The sequence below is a fragment of the Kitasatospora sp. NPDC091276 genome (genome assembly GCF_040684355.1).
Taxonomy (GTDB): domain Bacteria; phylum Actinomycetota; class Actinomycetes; order Streptomycetales; family Streptomycetaceae; genus Kitasatospora.
Genome location: NZ_JBFBFU010000010.1, coordinates 189,113 through 209,378 on the forward strand (window position 1 = coordinate 189,113; position 20,266 = coordinate 209,378).

The following is a 20,266-nucleotide window of genomic DNA, read 5'->3' on the forward strand; positions in this document are numbered from 1 at the left end:
GAGGCGAGCGCAGAGCACGCACCACGGATGGGCGTAGAGGTAGGCCCGACGGATGCGGGGCCAGCGAGGACCGTACGCGCTGCCACCTGGTGTGCCTCGCTGTGCGTCCGCCTCGGCCTGGTGCTCGGGGCAGCGACCACCACGGGCGGTCAGCTCGGGGCACCCGGGGACAGAGCACGGGGGGCGGGGTCGTCGCGGCATGGGATACCTCGGATCTACTCGACCAGCAGGGGGGTTAGCTCTAGTTCGCTCGTTCGAGTGATTGATGTGTTCCGGACGATCACGGTGGGCAGTGCTCCGGGCGACAAGAAGCCGCAGAGAGATGAGATGACCATGGATGTAAGCACTGTCACGCTGAAGCAGTTCCAGCGGTGGCTCCAGATGGCCGACCTGACCGGGGACGGGGACGGGGACGGCATGGTCAGCAAGGAGGAGTGGCTCGCCTACGCCCGGAGTGACCGGGGCATGTTCGAGGGACTGTGGAACGAGCAGGAAGCCGCCAAGCTCTTCGATGACCTCGACTCGGACAACTCCGGCTTCCTCGACCGGGAGGACGCCATGGCCGTGGCGAAGCGCGAGTGGGCCGCACGCGAGGCGTCCACCCTCAGGGTCAACAAGCTCAAGGAGCCCTATCCCGCCGGAGAGGTGCGGATCATCAACACCAAGCTGGAACAGTCCACCGGCGGCCAGTATCAAGACGGAGTCATCAAGAAGGTTTGGCACGGCAACGGTGGCGATGACGACTACGGGGTCACGCTGTACCAGCCCGCTTACGGCCGAGAGGTGAACGTCTACCCCCGGGGCTCGGATGTCGTCGTCGAGGCCACGCGGAACGCCGGCTACGCCAGCGAGGCCAAGGACAACCAGCGTGAAAAGGAACGCAACTCCTGGACAAGCGGGCAGTAGCCTCCCGATCTGACGCATTCCACCAGGGCCCTACCGCCCCGGCATGGACCTCTCAGAGCCCGCGCCGGGGCGGAGCCATGTCCGGGCGTGACCCGAACGGCTCAAGATCGTTGGCAGCGTATGAACAACACCAAGCGCGTACTTGCTGCCCTCGCTCTCGCCGGGGCTGCACTGACGATCACGGGCACGGCCCATGCATCCGGCATCCTGGGTCTTGGGGACACGGGGTCCTCGAACAACGACTCATCACTGAACCAGAACCTCGGCATCTTCGGGGACAGCATCATGGACGGCACACACAACACCTTCGGCCCCTCAGCACTTATCAAGGGCGTCGATGGCATCGGCACCTCGCACGTACGGTAGTTAGAACGGCGCTGGTGCTCCGAAGTCTCTTGCTGTCTTGGCCTGATGGCAAGTGCGGCACAGAGCTTGAACGTTGTCGTCGGTGTCCTCGCCGCCGAGGGCGAGCGGGGTCCGGTGGTCAACGTCGACCAGCTCGGCGGGGAAGTCCTCGCCGCACAGTCCGCAGACCGCGGAGCCTGCTCGGTCGATCTGCCGGCGAAGCCGCTCGGCGCCGCTGTAGTGCCGACGAGTCCCCTGTATCAGCCATTCCGTAGAGTTCCTGATACAGGGGACTTGCGACTCGTGCAGCCGGTCTACGGGCCCGGCGGAATGACCGGCGGATCGATCGGGCTGCCGTCCGGACGTCTAGGCGTCACGTCGACGGCTAGCAGCCGGCCAGGGTGCCTGGGGTCGCTCATCTGCTGGGTTCCTCGCGGCATTGGCGCCCCACCACTGCGTACTGGCAAGCCAATTGGCGCATCCGACCACACAGGCCGCCCCTGCGCATCCCGGGGAAAGTGTGGATAGGTACCGTCCGGGCCGGGTTCGAGCGCGTCAACGGCCATGTCAGTCGGTCGCCTCGATGTAGGCGTCCCTGGCGGCGTCCAGGTCCTCTGAGAAGGCCGCACCGATGGCCTCGGCAGCCTTCTCCACCGCACTGGTGATGTCCTCGATAATCCGCAGGTCGTACCGGCGCGGCTCTGGAACGGTCAGCGGGTCACCGAGGTGGGACTGTGCGTTCTGTGCGGCGGTCAGGATCTTCTCGCGCTTGTACCGTTCGGCACGGTGTGCGACATATACCTTGAACCACGGCTCAGCGGAAAGGAGTTCGAGGAACTCCGCATGCAGCTCGTTGCCCCGCGTGGATCGACCCTCGGCCTGCGCCATCCAAGTGTTGACGAACGCGCGGTCGTACTCGGTGGCACGCTCGGCACGGCGAGCCTGCTCGACCGCCTCGGCGCCCGCCAAAGCTGCCTCGGCCTCCGCAAGTGGTGCGGCGAGCTTGTCCGCCTGGGCACGCAGCTTGGCGAGCTTGTCGGCCGCCTTGGAAACGTCAGGGTTCACTTTCAGACCTCGCGATCGGTGGGGGCGGAAACGTTGCGGCCGAGCTGCATGGCGGAAGCCTTCGCGATCTCGTAGTGGCCGAGCGAGATGCGACTGATCGGGTTGACCTGGTCGTACTGTTCGGGGCGGTCGCGCCTCAGTTTGGCAAGGTGCTCCATGTCGGCGCTGTACCGGAAAGCGTCGGCGCTCCTGTGGAGCTTTGCGATCTCCCGGTCTTCGTAGGAGTACTTGGGCGTTTCAGGGTTGGTCACGGTGTTGCCTCCGGTTGGTTGGCTGTCGGCGAAATGGAAACGTCTCTGAGGGTCAGCGGGTGTGGCGCACGGGCAGAGCAGCAAAAGAGGTACGGATACTCGGTCCTTTGGGCCCGTCAGTGGGGCGCACGCTAGACCTGCACTCTCGGAGGTAGAAGAGGGGGACGAATTCCCATGGTCGTCGGCAGTGGGCTTTCCCTCCCTACTGTTGTGGAGAGCGCAGACCTTTCCCGCGCCCGCGAACCGGTGACGGGGTGACGCTGGTGAGGCAAATTTCTGTTTCTCTTAGACACTCAACATCTAGAGAAAACTGAAATCACCGTCATCAGCGTCACCCCATCACCACCCCCGCTGGCTGCGCCGCGACGGGCTCGGCGAGGCGGACCCGACTGCCTGCCGCGGGGGCGGTCTGCGGCGACGCACTCAGCTCGGTGCGGAGCCCAGCCGTCTCCTCGATCGCCGGGTCCAGCTCACCCGCGATGGTGAACGTGACCCGCCGCGTGTCCAGCTTCCGCCACCCGCCGCGGACACCCCGCCGCACGTCGAGCCGGACCCCGGCGTCTACCAACATCCGTCGCCGGCCAGCAACGTCCGCGGTCGCCCAGTCGTCCGCGTAGGTCCGCCCGGTCTCCGTGACCACCCGCGTGGGCTCGGTCTTCTCCCGGGACTCCAACTCAGCTATGCGGCTGTCCAGCGCGTTATGTCGCTTCTGCCACTCCTGCGCAGCGTGCCGAGACTTCTGCTGCCCTTGAATTTTGAGGTGCGCCGTGTACTCCGCCACGGTGGCGTTCAGCTCCGGCTCGGGGTCGTACCCGGGCACCTCTACGACGGTCTTCGTCCGGATGGGGCCGACCAGCCGCAGAAACTCCTCTTCCACGTGGTCATCTGCCCAGTCTCCCCGGACGTTCGACGGTGCCTCGCACTTGTCGCCGCGGGCGTGGTGGTTGCACTTGTACGTAGCGGTCCTGCCTTCCTGCGCGTTCAAGTACATGCGCCCGCCGCACGAATCGCAGTGGATGACCCGCAGCAGCAGGGCATCCGTGTCGGACCGGTCGCTGTTCTCGATGCTGCGTTCGTCAAGGATGGCGCCGATCTGGTCGAATTCCTCGCGGGTGAGGATCGGGTCCATGGTGCACATGATCGGGTTGCCGTGGTCGTCGCGCACGGGCACGCCGTTGTGCATCTTCCAGCCGATCAGCGTCTCACTGCGGAGCATCCGGGTAATGACCGCCGGAGTCCACTTGAACACGTCCACCACGACGTGGGAGCCCTTCGCCCCGCCGGTCTTTCCGCCCCGCTTTCGCCCGTTCTTGACGGACCAGTAGTCGCGCGGGCTGAGTACGTCGTCGGTGTTGAGCCCCACTGCGATGGCGGACACCGTGGCACCCTCCAGCAGCTCCCGGACGATGCGCTCAATGACTTTGACCGCGTCGGGGTCGGGCGCCAGGGTCCAACCCTTGCCGCCGAACTCCTCGGGCATCGGGGCGGGCAGGTAGCCGTACGGCGGACGACCACCGCCACGCCACCGAAGCGGCATCTTGCGCATGGCAGCCATGGCGCCGGTCACGCGGTCGCTGATGCTCTGCGACTCGACCTGTGCGGCAAACGCCAGCATGAGCATCTGGAGCTCTGCCATGGGGTCCATGGGGTTGCGGAAGTCGAACACCAGGCGCCCGCCACCGATGCCTTCGGCGAAGACCAGCACCTTGCGGTTTTCCCTCGCCCACTTGGCGAGGTCGTGCATGTGCCCCATGGACCGGATGGCGCGGTCGAAGCGCCACCACACCAGGGCGTCGAAGCTGTCCGGGTTGCTCAGCCACTGGCCGAGCTGCGGGCGGTCGAACGGACTCGTTTTCGACGCGCTGACGTCGAGGTCCACCGCCTCCCGGAGTGCGGCACCCTGCCCGAAGTCGATGTGCAGCGCTGCGGCTGCCTGATCGTCCGCCTCGCGCTGCCGCTCGGGGCTGGTGGTCTCGTCCGTCAGTACGGACAGGCGGACGCAACGAACACCCCGAAGGGTCTCGTTGAACACTGTGCCGGACAACGGATTGCGGGAGTCTTCCATACTGCGTGGGGAGGGGGAAGATTTCCCAGTACCGCACTCCGAGCCCCTGACCTGCACAGATGCCGCTGCCATCTCTCACACTCCAGAACATCCAGTTCTGTGTGTCGGGAGACGTCGAGGGCAACGAGTTCTGCGTCGACTGAGCCTCCCCCGAGCCGGCGAGGCGGGGAGCCCGTCGGGCCGAGCGCGACACCGACCTCGCCGGCCTCGACCTGGTGGGCCGAGCCGGCGGGCCGGGCCGATGGGCGGCGGCGGTACGGGGCTGGCGGAGTGGAATTCCAGGACGCGTGGTGGGAATGCGCGCGACCCTCCAGGGCGGGGCGGCACGCTTCCTGGTGACCCACAGCAGGTCTGTGGCCGATCACTCAGGAGGAATCCGCCCATGAGCAGTCACGGACACCCGGATGGGGTGCGAGGCACCTCTCCCGCGGCGAAGACGTCGGCGACCCGCCACGTCGTCGCGTTCTACCAGACCGGCACGACCACGGGTGACCCGGACAGCCACTACGTCTCCCCGGTGCCCCTGATCGGTCACGCGGACGTGGTGGAGGTGGCCGCGTTCCACCTCAACGATCCCGCCCAGTACCCGATCCTCACCCTGAACGACGACCCGCCCTCCGCGCCCAAGTACGTTCCGATGTGGCGTGACATCGCCTCGGTGCAGGCGAAGGGCGTCAAGGTCACCGCTCTCCTCGGCGGCGCCGCGCAGGGGACGTACGGGCTGCTCGACAAGGACTTCGGCACGTACTACCCGCCCGTCCGCGACGCCCTCAGGACGTACCGGCTGGACGGCATCGACCTCGACGTCGAGGAAGCGTTCCGCGAGGCGACCGCCGAGCGGCTCATCCGTCAGCTGCGCTCCGACTTCGGGCCGGACTTCCTGATCACCCTTGCCCCGGGGCCCGGCGAGCTCACCATGCCCGAGGGCAGCAACCTCCCCTTCCTCGACTACCGCACGCTCGAGAAGCAGGTCGGCCCCCTGATCCGCTGGTACAACACCCAGTTCTACTGCGGCAACGGCAGCCTCGCCGACACCACCGACTACGACGCGGTCATCCGGAACCAGTTCCCCGCGTCCAAGGTCGTCGCCGCCGGCATCACCAACGACAACCTGGACTGCGAGGGCTACGTCGACATGCCGGCCCTCCAGCGGACCCTGCGCGCTCTCGCCGACAAGTACCCGGACTTCGCCGGTGCCGCGGGCTGGGAGTACGCGCTCTCCCGCGCCGTCGACGGTCCCAACTGCCCCACCGGACCCGCCAGCTGGTACTGCGCCGTCCGTCAGGCGCTCGTCGCCCCGGCGGCCAGGGCCTGACGGTGTAGCTCCGCGGAGGACTCCGGCTTCGGGGAGTTCGATCACGGAGCCCCCGCGTCGGCCAGCAGAGCCGCCGTGCATTCCTCGGTGAGGTCTTCTGCGTGCGGTGGCAGCGGCTGCCCGGCGCGCAGATGGCGGCGGACCACGGACAGCGGCAGGTCGATCAGGGCCAGGCTGATGCGCTCGTGGTCCCGGGGGCCCGCCGCGCCGAGGGCTTCGGCGAGGGAGGCGATGGAGTCGAGGACGCGTCGGCTGCCGAGGTCCGCGCGCTCCTGGTGGTCCTCGGACCAGTCGGCGCGGCCGAACTCCTCGGCGCCGTAGAGGAGGAGCGAGGCTTCCTGCGGGTGGGCGCGGCTCCAGGAGATGACGTGCCGGGCGGCCGCGCGGGCGGCCGGGTGGGGGTCGGCCGCGCTGCCGAGCGCGGCGAAGTACCCCTCCTGGAAACGCTCCACGGTGCGCAGCCACACCTCGGCGAGCAGTGCCGTACGGCCGGGGAAGCGGTGGTACATGGACCCGCTCGGCGCGCCGATCGCCTGGGCGACGGCGGACATGGTCACGCCGGCCGGCCCGGCGGAGGCGGCCAGCCGGACGGCGGCGTCGAGGATCTGGTCGGTGTCGAAGCGGGGTGGTCTCGCCATGAATCAGAGGGTACCCTCCAGATTATTAGAGGATGGTCTCTAATAATCTGAAGGGGAGGACGCATGGGCGTCTACAACGTGCACGAGCGCCTGCTGGCCGCCAAGGCGAGCGAGGTGGGCGCGCTCGTCGACAACCTGTCAGGCGGCCCGGCGGACCGGCTCTGGCCGCACTCGGACTGGCCCGCGATGGAGTTCGACCGCCCACTGGCGGTCGGCGCGACCGGCGGCCACGGCCCGGTCCGCTACACGGTCACCGCGTACGTGCCCGGGGTCTGGATCCGCTTCACCTTCAGCGGGCCGCGCGGATTCCACGGCTTCCACGAGTTCACGGTGCTGCCCGTCGACGAGGAACGCACCGTCCTGCGGCACACCCTCGCGATGAAGGCCGGCGGCCTGGCGCGCCTGACCTGGCCGGCGGCCTGGCGCCCGATGCACGACGCCTGCCTGGAGGACGGCCTGGACCGCGCCGAGCTCGCCTGCACGGGCACGGTGGCCCGCCCGGCCCGCTGGACCCCGTACGTACGCCTGCTCCGCGCGTTCGCCCACAGGTGAACAACGACGCGGGGCCGCCTACCAGCGGTTTCGGGCACGGCCGTCCGGCTGATGATCTCGTCTGATGCCGTTGTCCTCGTCCGGCAGGCGTACGTGCCCCCGGAACAGCTGGTCAGTGGCTGCCGTCCGGGCGGTGGACGGTGAGGTCGCCGTAGGCGGGCAGAACGCCCGTCAGGTCGCCGGGTTTGCCCTGCAACGCGGCGTCCAGGAAGGCGAGGGTGGCCGCGGCGACGACGCGCGGGCTCTCCGTGCGGCCCAGGGAGCCGACGATCGAGGGCACGGGCGGCAGATACAGGGGGCCGTCCATGAACGTGAGATGTGCGGCGCCGGGGATGGTGAGCCGGTAGCTCGTCGCGGTGCTGGACTTGAGCGCCTCGGTGAGGCGGGGCAGGTAGCGCGGGTCGGTTGCCGGGGTGGCGGCCTGGGTGAGCGCGAGCGTCGGCTGGTCGAGGGAGGGGGAGGCGGGGCCGTGGGGGTAGCCGTCCAGATCGATGACGGCGTGGAAGCGGCGGTCCTGCCGGGCTGCCTGGAGGGCGGCGGCGCCGCCCATGGAGTGTCCGGCCACCGCGGCCCGGCCGGTGTCCAGGTGTCCGCTCAGCGGGTCGGCGGTCTCACCCCGGTCCAGGCCGTCCAGTTGGGTGAGGACGAAGCCGAGGTCGGCGGCCCGAATCGCCGTCCAGTCGGCCGCCAGTTTCTCGTCCTGGTCAGGGTCGCCGGTGGAGGTGGTCTCGCTGGTGATCGTCCGGCCGTCGGCGAGGACGACGGCGGCGGAGTCGTACGGGTGGTCGAGGGCGGCGACCACGTAGCCGTGGCTGGCCAGTTCCTCCGCCCAGGCGGTGTTCTGGGTGCGCACTCCGCCCGACCCGGGAGAGAACAGGACGACGGGGAACCGCCCCCGCCCGCCGTCCACCGGGGCGTCGAAGACCGCATGGGTGTGGGCACGCGGAACACCGTCGACCAGGAAATCCGGCAGGCCGACCTGGCGGGCGAGGGCGTCGGAGACGGTGCGCGCCTCGTGCTCCGTACGTCCGAGGTACTGGGCCCGCTGCGCGCCGGCGGGGCTCTTCTGCGCGGGGTACCAGAGCTGGACCACGACCGTGCGCCGGTCGTCCGGATCGGCGGTGAAGGTCTCGGGGCGGTGCGGGTCGGTCCACTGGACCACGCGGGTGCCGACCGCGAACTCGCCTGTCGGGGTGGGGAATTCGGGTACGGGAAGGGCCCAGGCGGCCACCGGGCCCGTGACGATCAGGCCGACGCAGGCCACCGATCCCGGCAACGCCAGCCACCATCGGGCCCGCCACGCCGGCCGGCCGGGACGGCGTCGAAGCGGTCGCAGCAGGGGGGAGAGGGCGAACGGCGACGCGAAGGCGGCGCCTGCCAGTACCGGCAGCATCTGCCAGCGGATCCCCGCCGCGCTCAGCAGGATCGCGGACAGCACGAGAACCGCCGCCGCCGCGATCGTGACGCGTGGGCGGGCGGAGGGGGGAAGCCAGCGTGCCACCACCAGTGCGACGGCGCCCAGCAGGACAAGGATTTCCAGGGGGGACATGTACAGCCCCGTGATGATCTCGGTCACCAGGCCATGTTCGGCGCCGGGCACGCGCTGCCACATCGATCCCGGGTCGCCGTCGGGTGCCACCGGGGTCGCAATCCGCGGCAGGTCCCGGTGCGACCGGAGTGGCAATCGGGCACGCCGGATCGGCGGCCGCCCTACGACCACGGGAGGTAGCGGGACTCCTCCTGCGGTCGTACCCGGGCACGGTGCCATCAGACGGTGGACTCATGTGCTCCGTGGGGGCCGCCGCCTACCGTGACAGGGCCGCGGGAGTGCCGGGCAGCGCGAGGCGTACGTTCCCCGTACGCCACTCGGATCCGGCCGCACGCGGTGGCAGCCCCGGCCGGGGCCACCATGACGCTGAACCGACAGGGACGTGCGATGACCGAGGCGGCCGCGGAACCCGGCGATGCCCACCGGGGCCGGGGCCGGGGCCGGGGCCGGGACCGGGGCAGGGTGTGGGTGCTGACGCGGGTGCGGTGGGCGGGGACGACCTCACGGCTGACGAGGTACGCCGACCTGGCCTCCGCACGAGCGGCGCGACTGGTGACAGCCGCCGGGCGCCGGTCCTCCCGGCTGCCGCCCGTGGTGTGGGACTCGCTGCTGCCGACGCTTCTCCTGCTCAACATCATCACCACCCGGGCACCGCACGAGCTGCCGGTGGCCGTCGCCCTCACCGCCGCCCTCGCACTTCCCCTGGTGTGGCGGCGCAGGGCCCCGCTCACGGTGTTCGGCGTCGTGGCAGCCGCAGCCTTCGTCCAGTGGCTGGCGGGCGTCCAACTTCCGGCGGACGTATGCCTGTTGGTGGCCCTCTACACGGCAGCCGCGAACTCGGGCCGGCGCGGCACGCTCGTCACCGGTGCCGTCGTGGAGGCGGGGGCCCTGCTGGCCTGTCTGCGCTGGGCGACGGAAGGCGCGTTCCTGACCCCCTTCGTCGCGGTCACCGCGATGGTCGTCGCCGCCGCCGTCCTGGGTGTGAACGTGCGGACCACGCGCGCCTACCTCGCGGCCCTGGAGGAACGGGCCGCACGCCTGGAGCAGCAACAGGAACAGCAGGCACGACTGGCCGTCGCCGAGGAGAGGACACGTATCACCCGGGAGATGCACGACATCGTCACCCACAACCTGTCCGTCATGGTCGCGCTCACCGACGCCGCCGTCTACGCGCAGCACCGGTCGCCCGACAAGGCGACCACCGCGATGCTCCAGATCTCCGAGACGGGCCGGCAGGCCCTGACCGACATGCGGCGCTCGTTGGGCATCCTGCGGACCGACGAACCGGACGCGGAACGCCACCCGTTGCCCGGCATCGCCCAACTGGAGGCCCTCGCCGACCAGATGTGCGCCGCCGGGCTGCCGACCCGCATCGAGGTCCAGGGCGGCCACACCCACATACCCGCCACCGCACAACTGACCGTCTACCGCCTGGTACAGGAAGCCTTGACCAACACCCTCAAGCACACACCCGCCGGCACACGCGCGAAGGTCCGGATACGGTGCTCGACCGGGACCGTCACCGTGGACGTCACCGACAGCGGCCCCCGCCCGCCGCTTCCCGGCGCCACACCGTCCGGCCACGGCATCCCCGGCATGCGCGAGCGCGCGGCCGCCTACGGGGGGACGTTGCGGGCCGGACCGCTCCCGGGTGGCGGCTGGGGAGTCCACACCCGCCTCCTCCTCGACAGCGGCGGAGCGGCGTCCGCATGACGATCCGCATCCTGATCGCCGACGACGAAGCACTGCTCCGGATGGCCTTCAGCACGGTCCTGGAGGGCCAGCCCGACATGACACCGGTCGGCGAAGCCGCGGACGGCGCCCAGGCCATCCGCCTCGCCCGGGAGCTGCGCCCCGATGTCGTCCTCATGGACGTCCGGATGCCCGGCATCGACGGGATCGAGGCGACCCGGCAGGTCATCCGGGCCTCCCCGCACAGCAGAGTGCTGATCCTCACCACCTTCGACCTGGATGAATACGCCTTCGCCGGACTCAGCGCCGGAGCCTCGGGCTTCCTGCCGAAGAACACCAGGCCCGAGGAACTGCTCACCGCGATACGCAGCGTCGCCGCGGGCGACGCGGTGGTGTCCCCGCGGATCACCCGCCTCCTGCTGGAGCACCTGCGCCCGCACATCCCCGACGGCGGCAGCGCCGGCCCCGACCACCGGCTGAGCCGGCTCAGCGCCCGTGAACGCGAGGTGCTCGTCCAGGTGGGCTGCGGCCTGTCCAACACCGAGATCGCGGCCGCCCTGTACCTCGCGGAGGCGACCGTGAAATCCCATCTGGGGCGAATCCTGCACAAGCTCGAACTCCGCGACCGGATACAGGCCGTGGTCTTCGCCTACGAGAGCCGCCTCATCCACCCGGCATGACGCCGCAGGAGCCGACGGCGATGTCCTCAGTCCGGGTCCGGTGTCGGGTCCGGGTCCAGGTCTGGATCCGGTGTCGGGTCCGGGTCGGGACGGGAACCGTGACGTCGTCGTCGGCGTCCCCGTTCAAACCAAGTCGTCTACGACCAGGGCTCGCGGTTCCCAGAGCTGCGAGCAGAAAGACAGTGATGACTCAGCAAGATCACCCGGCCCTGTCCGCACCCGGGCCGGACGCTCCCGGCCGGGCCCCGGGGGCCCCGGCCGGAGGGGGCCCTTCGCGGTCGATACGGCCGTGGCTGCCGGCTCTGCTGTGCGCTCTGGGGTTCGTGGCGGTCTACCTGCTCGCCGTCTGGACCCCGTTCGGGCAGCGGGGGGAGAACTCCCTGATGAACGGGAACGGCGGCGAACCGGCGTGGATCTACGACTGGTCGGGGTCGGTCTACGACTCGGCGGCCATGCCGCCGCTGGAGTTCACGGCCCTTCCCACCCTGGTCGTGGGGATGGCCGTGATCGTGGTCGTCGCGCTGGTGCGGCGGTGCTGGTGGCAGGGCTGCGCGGCGATCGGGGTCGTCCTGGGCACGTTCGGGGGCACCGAGGTGTGCAGCAAGATGCTCCTGCCCCGCCCCGACCTGGTGAACGCGCCCGACATGCTCACCGAGGTGAGCTTCCCCAGCGGGCACGCGGCCGTCCCCATCGGGCTGGTCCTCGGCGCCGCCCTCGTCGCCTCCCCGCGCCTGCGCCCCTACGTCACCGCGGTCGGCATGCTGTGGCTCACCGTCACCGCCGCTGCCGTGCAGGCGCTCTACCACCACCGGCCCAGCGACGTGCTGGGGGCCGCGCTGCTGGGCTGCGCCTGTTACGGTCTCGCGCTCTGGCTGCTGCCGTCCTCCGCCGCACCGGGGGTCGCGCGCAGCCCTCGTGCGCTGGCGGCCGTCGCCCTCGTCCTGTCGGCGGCGGCCGCGCTCGCCGCCGGCGCGCGGGACGACTCCGTCCCGGGACCGCTGTTCTTCGCCGCGGCGGCCTTCCTGTGCGCGGTCCTGGTCTGGTTCACCGTGGTGGAGGTGCCTGCCCGCGCCGCGCGCCGTACGCGGCCTGTGGTCGGCTGACCGTCCGGTGAGCATTTCCCGGTCGGCGGCAGGGCGGAGTGAATCCGGTCGGATGCGGCTGTGGACCAGGCACGGAACAGGCCGACCCGCCGGTGGCACCGGCGGGTCGGCCTGTTGCAGGGTGTGCGTTCGCCTAGCGGCGGCTGGTCCGCGCCCGCCGGCGGCGGGCCACGAGGGTGGCCGCGGCACGCAGGGCCAGGCCGATCACCGGTGCGAGGAGCAGAGTGCACCAGGTGCGGGCGGTGGCGTCGGCGGTGAGGCGGTCGGCGAGCAGGTAGGCGGCGAGGAAGGACGGGGCGAGCCAGGCCCCGTTGGTCGCGGCGAGGCGCAGCGGGCTCGCCCGGCGCGCTGCCGGTTCCTCCGCCGACTCCGCAGACTCCGCCGACTCCGTGGATGTCACACGAACCTCCTGACCACGCCGATCACCTTGTCGACGATCCGCTGGGAGACGCCGCGGTCGAAGACGAAACCCGCGAGGCAGCCGGCGACGGCCCAGACGATGCGCTGCTTCCAGCCGCCGCTCCCGAACAGTACACCGGCGCAGGCGCCGCCGGCGCAGTTGCCGATGTGGAGCGCCCAGGGTGCCAGGAAGGGGATCCAGGCGGCCACGGCCGCGGTGACGGACAGTTGGACGGCGCGGGCGACGGCGGCCTTGAGCGCGGCCTTCAGCCAGCCGGGCATCCGGCCGTTGAGGTCGGTGCAGTTGACCGGGTCGGCGTTGCAGTAGTCGTAGGCGTTGGCGCTCGCTCCCTGGACCGGGTCGGGGGAGAGGAAGCGGCCGGTGGCCGGGTTGTAGAGGCGCGCTCCCATGAGGGTGAGGGCGCTCGGGGTCTCGTCGGAGCGTTGCTTGTCGCCGAGCCAGGCGTAGCGGGTGCCGGGCTGGCCGGTGCGCGGCTGGCCGTACTCGTCGTAGTCGAGGACGGTGGGCGCGACGGCGGTGTCCAGCGGCAGCCGCAGGGTGATGTCGCCGTGCAGGTTGGCGAGTTGCAGGACGGTGCCGCCGGTCTTCGCGGTGGTGGCGGCGAGGGTGCCGGCGGGGCCGGTGACGTTGCGGGTCAGGGTGCCCGCGGTGTCCTCGGTGATCCAGCGGGGGCTGTCGGTGTCGGAGCCGTAGTGGTTGGTCCGCAGACCGGTCTGGGCCCAGGCGCCGGCGGTGTTGGTCTCGGTGGTCCAGGCGCGGAAGCGCTGGGCCGAGTCGAGGGTCCAGCTCTGCCGGTTGGTGCCGCTGGTCTGCTGCTGCACCAGGTCGGTGTTGTAGTACGCGACGGTGCTGCCGGGCAGTGCGGTGGTGCGGCCGAACGCGTCGTAGGTGTAGCCGGGGTTCACCAGGCGGTCGGCGGTGTCGTACGTGCTGGTCTGGCCGGTGCCCCCGGTGGTGGTGCAGGTCTGGCCGCGGGCGGCGTCGGCGGTGGCCAGCGCGGTGCGGTTGGTGTTGCGGTCGAAGGTGTAGGTGCGGGTGGTGCAGACGGCGTCGGTCGAGGTGTCCTGGACCTGGAGGAGCCGGCCGGCCCGGTCGTAGGCGTAGGTCTGGGCCGCGGTGACGCCGGGGGTGCCGGTGTGGGTGGCCCGCTGGCCGTGGATGGTCTCGGTGATGCCGTCGGAGACCAGCACGAGGCCGTCGCTGTCGCGGGTGTAGGTGCGGCCGGTGGTGGTGCCGGCCGGGTCCTTGTCGTCGGTCCGGGTGTAGCCGCCGGGCAGGCCCTGGGTGAGCGGCGTGCCGTCGGCGTCGTAGCGGGCGGTGAGGGTGCCGGCGACGGAGTCCGTCACCGAGGTCGCCAGGCCGCGCGGGTCGACGGCGGTGTCGTAGGTGTAGGTGGTGGTGGAGGGGGAGGTGTCGGTGACCTTGGTGGGGCGGTTGAGGGCGTCGTACTCCGTGGTGGTGACGGCGCCGTCGGCGTCGGTGTAGGAGATCAGGCGGCCGAGTTCGTCGTAGCCCTTGGCGATGGTGCCGCCGGTGGCGGAGGTCTGGCGGGTGACGGCGCCGGTGCCCGGGTGGTACGTGGTGGTGGCGGCGGGGGCCGGGGTACCGAGGCCGTCGGTGACGGTGACGGTGGTGGGACGCCCCGCCGTGTCGGTGTCGGTCACGGTGGTGCGGGTGACGCCGTTGGCCGTCTCGGTGGTGCGGGTGACCTGGCCGAACTGCCCGTACTGAGTTGTCCTGGTGGGCAGTTGTGCGGGGTTGGCGCCGCCGCCGGTGATGGCCGCGGCGGGCCCGGTCTGGCAGACGAGGTCGGCCCACTCGGGGCGGTTGCCACAGGTGCCGGTGCCGCCGGCGGTGTAGTAGGTGGTCCAGCCGGCCGCCGCGTCGGAGCCGGTGGAGGCCGGCTGCTGGGTCGAGACGACCCGGCCCTGGCCGTCGTAGCCGGTGGTGGTGGTCAGGGCGAGGCCGCCGCTGTCCTTGATCTGCGCGGTGGGCACGCCGAGCGCCCAGTTGTACGTGGTCCGGTCCTGGCGGGCGTCGACCAGCAGGTCGGGCCAGGCGCGGAGCCGGGCGCCGGTGGTGGTGAGGGTGATCTGGTTCTTGATCTTGGCGGTGCCGTCGGTCGGCCGGCCCTCGTCGTAGGTCTTCACGGTGTGCTGGCGGGCGGGCAGTTGGGTGCCGGCCTTCGCCAGGACCGTCGCGCCGGAGGTGGCGTCGGCGGCGAGGGTGATGCGGTGGAGCGGGTCGTAGACGTCGGTCTCCTGCTGGCCGTCCGCGCTGTAGGCGCTGCTGCTCGACAGGAGCCGGGCGCGTTCGGCGGAGGGCAGGGTGTCGATGCCGAGGTCGGCCAGTTCGGACTTGGCCGCGGGGGTGGCCCCGAGGGCGAGCTCGCGGTTGCCCGCGGTCAGGCTGCGGACCTGGTGGCCCTGGTTGTCGTACTCGGTGGTGGTGACGTGGTGGCCCGGGGTGGCCTGGTTGACCTGGCGGCCGGAGGCGTTCAGGTAGGTGACGCTCGCCCTGGTGTAGTCGCCGGCGCCGAGGTCGGTGCCGTTGTTGGAGGCGGGGGCCTGGTCCGGCGGGAACACCGCGGTGGCGTCGGTCGGCAGGTCGCTCTGGCCCCACGCGGAGGCGGCGGGCGCGGAGAGGTCCTCCGGTGCCTTCGCGCCGGAGAGCGGGACGCCGTAGACGACGGTGGTGGTGGCGGTGCCGTTCACGGTGCCCGTGGTGCCGGGGGCGAGGGTGTCGTGCCAGGTCTTCGTCAGCATGCCCGGGCCCGCGGCCGGGTTGGCGGTGACGGTGCCGTACGCCAGCGAGGTGGCGAGGGTGCCGCCGAGCTGGACGGAGGAGAGCAGGCCGTCGTCGGCGCCCTGGGTGTAGTAGGCGTACTGGTTCTGGCTGCTCTGGCCGAGCCGCGGGTCCCAGGTCTGGCGCAGCCGCCCGGCCGAGTCGTAGCGGTAGACGGCGACGTCGGTGGCGGTGGCCGCGGCGGCCCCGGGCGCGGTGCTCCAGAGCCTGATCGCGCTGACCTGCCCGGCGACGTCACCGAACTCGGTGCCGGTGGTGACGCCGGTGGCGGTGGTCGCGGTGGCGTAGACGAACTGCAGGACGCGGCAGCCCTTGGCGGCGACGTTCGCCGCGCACACCGCCGGGGTGGCCGCGGAGGTCGGCGCGATGACGAGCTTCGGCCGGGCCAGCGTCTTGCCGCCGACCACGGTCGTCTCCGACACCACGCTGGTGGTGGTGTTGGCCAGCCCGCCCTGGAGCGTGGAGGTCACCGTCCAGGTGGCGGCGGCCGGATCGGCCTTGGCGAAGGTGGTGACGGTGCCCTCGGTGCCGGAGAGCGTGAAGTCGGCGCCGAAGGAGCCGCTCAGGGTGAGGTCCTCGCTGCCCGGCTCGGGCGCCCAGCCGTTGCCGGCCGCGTTCGAGGTGAAGGAGACTGCGGAGCCGTCGGCGGCCATCACGCTGAGCGAGGTGCCGGAGGTCCTGCGGATCTCCGTGTACTCCGAGGCGGACAGGCTCGACGACACGCTGGACACCCAGTTGGGGCCGAAGACCGCCGCCTGGCCGTCCTGGCCGGCGGCGGCCCGCGGGTCACGCGAGGAGTGCGTGCGGCCGACCGTCATGCCGAACAGCGACACGTCGGTGGCCGGGACCCTGAGGTCGCCGGTGAGCAGGTTCAGCGCACCCGGGCCGACGTTCTCCGTCGCCGCGCCGTCGGCCTTGCGGTCGACGACGACCCGCACCGGCTCGGAGGAGACGGCCGCGGCGCCGGGCCCGGTGAAGTCCGCGCGGAGCTGGACGGTGCCGTCCGGGGTCACCGTGGAGGTGGCGTTCCAGGTGAGCGCCGGGCTCTTGCCCGCGGCGAGGGGCACGGGCCAGGCCGCCAGTGCGGCACCGCCGTTGGTGATGTCGCCGGCGGGGATCCGCGTCCAGGCGTCGGCGTCGGAGCGCCGCCAGGAGAAGGCCACCTGGTCGTACCGGGCGGCGTCGGCCTCGGCGGTGAGCGGCAGGCGCGCCGCGGTGCGGGTGCCGTCGTTCGGGGAGGTGACACCGCCCGCGCCGACCTGGAAGGTGTGGGTACGGGCCTCGGACTTGTTCTCCGCCCGGTCCACCGCCCGCACCTGGAGGGTGTTGGTGCCGGCCTTGGCCGGGGTCACGGTGAAGGTCACCGGCGCGGCGGAGCCGTTCGTCGCGACCTTGGTCCAGGTCGCGCCGTCGAGCGTCCACTCCAGGGCGTTCTGGTCACCGGCCGGCGGGGTCGCGGTGAAGGAACCGGCCTGGCCGGGGCCCTTGACCCACTGGCCCGAGGGGTAGTCGGAGGAGGAGAGCGCGGCGGGCGCCGAGGGGGCGGAGGTGTCGACCGTGAACGTGGCCCACGCCGACCAGTTGTTGTTGTAGTGCAGCCCGTCGTACGGGGAGGTGCGGAACTTGTACGTCCTGCCGTTGGCCAGCACACCGGCCGGGACCTTGACGGAGGCCGGGGCCCCGCTCGGCACGTACGGGGAGACCAGGACGTTGCCCACCTGGGTGTCGGTGGCGGCGTCGAAGATCTGGAAGGTGCCGTCGACCTTGTCGTTGTTCGGGTCGACGAAGGTGTCGCGCAGCGTCGGGGTGGTGGAGTTGACCCACCAGGTGCCGGCGGCGTCCTTGTAGAACGGGGAGCCGGCCTGCTGGTCCGTCCCGGTCCGGGGGCGGTAGTTGTACGTCACCGTCAGCTTCGGGACGTTGGTCGCGGCGTTGGCGGAGTTCACCTCCTTCCAGTACTTGGTGTTGGTCTCGTCCGGCGCGCGCAGCCCCATGCCCGAGGTGGTGTTCTTCGCCGACGTCCAGGTCTGCACCAGGTTGGTGACGTCCGCGGTGATCCAGCCGTCGCCGCCGCAGGCGTCCCGGCCCTTGGTCTCGGTGCCGGTGGCCTTCTTGGCGTTCCAGGAGGGCTGCGCCGTCCAGCGCGAGGCGGTCGAGGCGAGGCCGGTGTCCCAGATGTCCCACGCGTAGGGCTGGCAGTCGCTGTTGCCGGAGTGGAAGTTGTACAGCGACAGGCTGGCGTTGGTGATCAGCGCGTCCGCGATCGGCGCGGTGTTCCAGTTGATGAACGACCGGGCCTGGCGGGAGGATCCGTCCGCGTTCTTGGTGCCGGAGTTGCCCCAGTAGATCTCGGTGTCGGCCGACCAGTCGACCGTCTCGCCCTGCTGCACCCGGGTGTCGAAGACGTTGCCGAGGGCCGTGGTGGAAGGGTCGACCGTCACCGGGTACTGCGTCCTCGGGTCCGCGAGGAACGCGGCGTCCGGCGTGAACACCAGGTCGATGCCGTCGCCGCGCTGGACGACCTTCAGACCGACCTTCGCCTGCCGGGCGTGCTCGCCGGAGCCCTCGGCGGCGGCCGTCGCGTCCCACATCACCGGCGCCGGGAGCACGGCCCGCCGCTCGCCGGTGCGCTTGTCGGTGAACAGCACGCCGCCGTCCGGCTGGACCTCGGCCTTCAGGCCGTCGGCCTTCAGCGGCATCGTGTACGAGAACCCGGCGGCGCTCGGGCGCTGCTTGAGCACCGTGTACTGCTCGAAGCCGGTCCGGGTGGCCTCCACGACCAGGTCGGCCGCGCCGTCCGCGATCGCGTCCCGGTAGGTGGCCTTCGTGCCGTCCAGGGCGGGCTTGGGCAGGCCGCCGCGCCACTGGAGTTCGACCTGCTGGTCGCCCTGTCCGAGGGTCACCAGGGTGCGGGCGTCGTCCGCGGTCGCCGCCTGCGCGTGGAGCAGCGACTTCGCCCGGGTGCCGCCGGCACCGGCGAGCCGCAGCGCGTTCGGGTGGGCCTTCGGCGCCACCGACCCGTCCGCGCCGGCCTGGAGGCCGAGGTCGACGTCCACCCACTGGCCGTCACGCTGGAAGCGGACCGGGCCCGCGAACAGCTCGGTGGTGAGCGAACCGTCCTTGTTCACCCACGTCGTCGACGTCTCCGTACGCTCGGAGAGCGCCTCCACCCGCTGCCCGGACAGCCGGGCGGCGACCCTCGCCGACGGCACGTCGGCGGCGGACGTGGCCCACTGCCCGGCTCCCCTGCCCGCCTTCGCCGCCGCGCTCGGTGACGCGGCGAGGGCCGTCTCGGACCCGGCCAGCAGCGACACCGCCACGGCGAGGGCCAGCGACCCGCTCACCGCCCGCATGCCAACAGGCCTGCCGGGTCTGCGTCGTGTGGTCATCCGTCTGTTCATATCGACTCCTTGAGACACCGTCGCTCGACGGCGCTCTCGGAGCATAGGAGTGGGCGGCAAGATCAAAGATGGGGTCAAATGACGCCAAAGGATCATCAAATAATGATCTTGTTTCGACAAGATTCACGTGATCGTGATCATGGCGTAGGCAACCGCGCCCGCGCCCCGCGCGTTACGTCAGCGGCGCCGACCGCGCCGACCGCGCCGACCACTTACCGGCCGCCACCGCCGGTAGGGCGGGGCCGTTCCGTACCCCGGCCTCCTGCGGGGGACGGGTTCAGCTGTCGTGGCGCCGCTCACCGGTGGCGAAATGGCGGGGTGAGACGGGTGTCGGCGAGGATCCGCTCGACGGTCTCGTCGAGGGTGCTGTGCTGCGGAACGACGCGTTCGAGGCCGCCGGGCAGGAGGTCGTGGGGCTGGTACCAGCCGGCCATGTCCTCGGGGGAGAACTCGGCGGCCTGGGGGCGGGTGGCGTGGCGGCGCACGGTCTCGTCGAAGTCGGCGTCGAGGTAGTACAGGTGGCTGCGGCCGCGGTGGTCGGCGGCGAGCCGGGCGAGCATCGGGCCGTAGCGCTCGGCGGCGAGGATGCCCTCGACGACGGTGTGGAAGCCGTGGTCGAGGGCGTGCCGGGCGACCAGGTCGATGAGGCCGATGTTCGCCCCGCCCGGGAGGTCGCGTTCGCGCAGGACGGTGCGCCGGAGCACGTCCTGGGCGACGACGGCCACGCCCCGTCCGTACGCGGCGCGCAGCCGCGCGGCGACGCTCGACTTGCCCGCCCCGCTCGGACCGCGGACCACCACCAGCACGGTGTCCTGAGTTCCCGTCACGCCGGTACCGTACCGGCAGTCGGGGGGCCGCCCGGCCGGCACGCGCCGAGGGCCATGACGGCGCCGGCCGCCACCGGACGGCTCACCGGCCGCGAGTGTCGGAGGTGCGCGGTACCGTCGCGGCATCCGACCGGAGGAGGACCGCATGGCGACCAGGTGGAGCTTGACGATCGACTGCGCGCACCCGGCGAAGCTGGCTGAGTTCTGGGCACTGGCGCTGGGCTATGCGGAGAAGCCCGCACCTGTGGGATTCGGGAGTTGGGAGGAATGGCTCTCCCACTACGGGATCCCGGAGGACGAGTGGGATGACGGCGCGTACCTCTGTGATCCAGAGGGGGTGGGCCCCACCATGTCCTTCCTGAAGGTGCCGGAGCCGAAGGCGGTGAAGAACCGGGTGCACGTGGACGTCCAGGTCGGTGGCGGCCGTGAGACACCGTGGGAGGTGCGATGGCCGCGCGTGGTCGAGGCGGTGGAGCGGTTGACCGCTGCGGGCGCGACCGTGGTCAGCGAGGAGGAGTTGGACGGCAGGCCCGATCACGTGGTGATGGCCGACCCGGAAGGAAACGAGTTCTGCCTGGTCTGACAGTCGAACTCCGCTCCGGGAGGCCGCCGTACCGCATGGTGGGCGTCGCCTCCCGCCGCCCCGAGGGC

17 protein-coding genes are annotated in these 20,266 nt (G+C 71.3%); 8 read left to right on the forward strand and 9 right to left on the reverse strand.

Translation table 11 applies throughout. The features are described 5' to 3' along the window. Positions 1-258 precede the first annotated feature (258 nt). Together AB0O19_RS15165 and AB0O19_RS15170 are read left to right on the forward strand one after the other, a co-directional pair. Positions 259-906, forward strand: coding sequence for a hypothetical protein (locus tag AB0O19_RS15165; RefSeq protein ID WP_363619776.1), 648 nt, complete (start codon positions 259-261; stop codon positions 904-906). 120 nt (positions 907-1,026) lie between these two features. Then, complete coding sequence (locus AB0O19_RS15170; RefSeq protein WP_363619778.1) at positions 1,027-1,272, forward strand: hypothetical protein; 246 nt, start codon at positions 1,027-1,029, stop codon at positions 1,270-1,272. Here AB0O19_RS15170 and AB0O19_RS15175 read toward each other — a convergent pair whose 3' ends face one another. The 4 genes from AB0O19_RS15175 to AB0O19_RS15190 form a co-directional block, all read right to left on the reverse strand. Continuing rightward, positions 1,273-1,560, reverse strand: a complete 288-nt coding sequence (locus AB0O19_RS15175) for an HNH endonuclease signature motif containing protein (RefSeq protein WP_363619897.1) — start codon at positions 1,558-1,560, stop codon at positions 1,273-1,275. It lies immediately after the preceding gene. 258 nt (positions 1,561-1,818) lie between these two features. Further along, complete coding sequence (locus AB0O19_RS15180; protein ID WP_363619780.1) at positions 1,819-2,316, reverse strand: hypothetical protein; 498 nt, start codon at positions 2,314-2,316, stop codon at positions 1,819-1,821. Between the two features lie 2 nt (positions 2,317-2,318). Further along, positions 2,319-2,567, reverse strand: a complete 249-nt coding sequence (locus AB0O19_RS15185; RefSeq protein WP_363619782.1) for a hypothetical protein — start codon at positions 2,565-2,567, stop codon at positions 2,319-2,321. A gap of 331 nt (positions 2,568-2,898) precedes the next feature. Next, positions 2,899-4,632 (reverse strand): recombinase family protein, encoded by a 1,734-nt coding sequence (locus tag AB0O19_RS15190; protein WP_363619783.1) that lies wholly within the window; start codon positions 4,630-4,632, stop codon positions 2,899-2,901. A 382-nt stretch (positions 4,633-5,014) separates the two neighbouring features. Between AB0O19_RS15190 and AB0O19_RS15195 the strand changes: the two genes are divergently transcribed. Continuing rightward, complete coding sequence (locus tag AB0O19_RS15195) at positions 5,015-5,947, forward strand: glycosyl hydrolase family 18 protein (RefSeq protein ID WP_363619785.1); 933 nt, start codon at positions 5,015-5,017, stop codon at positions 5,945-5,947. Between the two features lie 41 nt (positions 5,948-5,988). On the opposite strand, the gene AB0O19_RS15200 is transcribed toward AB0O19_RS15195, so the two are convergent. After that, positions 5,989-6,585, reverse strand: a complete 597-nt coding sequence (locus AB0O19_RS15200) for a helix-turn-helix domain-containing protein (protein WP_363619787.1) — start codon at positions 6,583-6,585, stop codon at positions 5,989-5,991. 63 nt (positions 6,586-6,648) lie between these two features. Here AB0O19_RS15200 and AB0O19_RS15205 point away from each other — a divergent pair, with 63 nt between their 5' ends. Next, complete coding sequence (locus AB0O19_RS15205) at positions 6,649-7,137, forward strand: SRPBCC family protein (RefSeq protein ID WP_363619789.1); 489 nt, start codon at positions 6,649-6,651, stop codon at positions 7,135-7,137. Positions 7,138-7,249: 112 nt separating this feature from the next. Here AB0O19_RS15205 and AB0O19_RS15210 read toward each other — a convergent pair whose 3' ends face one another. Next, positions 7,250-8,749 (reverse strand): hypothetical protein, encoded by a 1,500-nt coding sequence (locus tag AB0O19_RS15210; protein WP_363619791.1) that lies wholly within the window; start codon positions 8,747-8,749, stop codon positions 7,250-7,252. 489 nt (positions 8,750-9,238) lie between these two features. Between AB0O19_RS15210 and AB0O19_RS15215 the strand changes: the two genes are divergently transcribed. The 3 genes from AB0O19_RS15215 to AB0O19_RS15225 all read left to right on the forward strand — a co-directional run bounded on the left by AB0O19_RS15215 (position 9,239) and on the right by AB0O19_RS15225 (position 12,161). Next, on the forward strand, positions 9,239-10,399 hold the full coding sequence (locus AB0O19_RS15215) for a histidine kinase (protein WP_363619793.1): 1,161 nt from the start codon (positions 9,239-9,241) through the stop codon (positions 10,397-10,399). After that, positions 10,396-11,058, forward strand: coding sequence for a response regulator transcription factor (locus tag AB0O19_RS15220; RefSeq protein WP_363619795.1), 663 nt, complete (start codon positions 10,396-10,398; stop codon positions 11,056-11,058). Before AB0O19_RS15215 ends, AB0O19_RS15220 begins: the two co-directional genes overlap by 4 nt. 185 nt (positions 11,059-11,243) lie before the next feature. Next, on the forward strand, positions 11,244-12,161 hold the full coding sequence (locus AB0O19_RS15225) for a phosphatase PAP2 family protein (protein ID WP_363619797.1): 918 nt from the start codon (positions 11,244-11,246) through the stop codon (positions 12,159-12,161). A gap of 133 nt (positions 12,162-12,294) precedes the next feature. Here the strand turns inward: AB0O19_RS15225 and AB0O19_RS15230 are convergent, their stop codons facing one another. The 3 genes from AB0O19_RS15230 to AB0O19_RS15240 all read right to left on the reverse strand — a co-directional run bounded on the left by AB0O19_RS15230 (position 12,295) and on the right by AB0O19_RS15240 (position 19,615). Beyond that, entirely contained in the window at positions 12,295-12,561 is a 267-nt protein-coding gene (locus AB0O19_RS15230) for a hypothetical protein (RefSeq protein ID WP_363619799.1), read from the reverse strand. Next, positions 12,558-18,776: a DNRLRE domain-containing protein gene (locus AB0O19_RS15235; RefSeq protein WP_363619801.1), complete on the reverse strand. Its 6,219-nt coding sequence runs from the start codon at positions 18,774-18,776 to the stop codon at positions 12,558-12,560. Before AB0O19_RS15235 ends, AB0O19_RS15230 begins: the two co-directional genes overlap by 4 nt. 308 nt (positions 18,777-19,084) lie before the next feature. Beyond that, positions 19,085-19,615 carry an AAA family ATPase gene (locus tag AB0O19_RS15240; protein WP_363619803.1) on the reverse strand — a complete coding sequence of 177 codons (531 nt, stop codon included), beginning with the start codon at positions 19,613-19,615 and terminating at the stop codon, positions 19,085-19,087. Positions 19,616-19,760: 145 nt separating this feature from the next. On the opposite strand from AB0O19_RS15240, the gene AB0O19_RS15245 reads away from it, so the two are divergent. After that, a complete protein-coding gene (locus tag AB0O19_RS15245) occupies positions 19,761-20,198 on the forward strand; it encodes a VOC family protein (RefSeq protein WP_363586200.1) in 438 nt (145 codons plus the stop codon). Positions 20,199-20,266 lie beyond the last annotated feature (68 nt).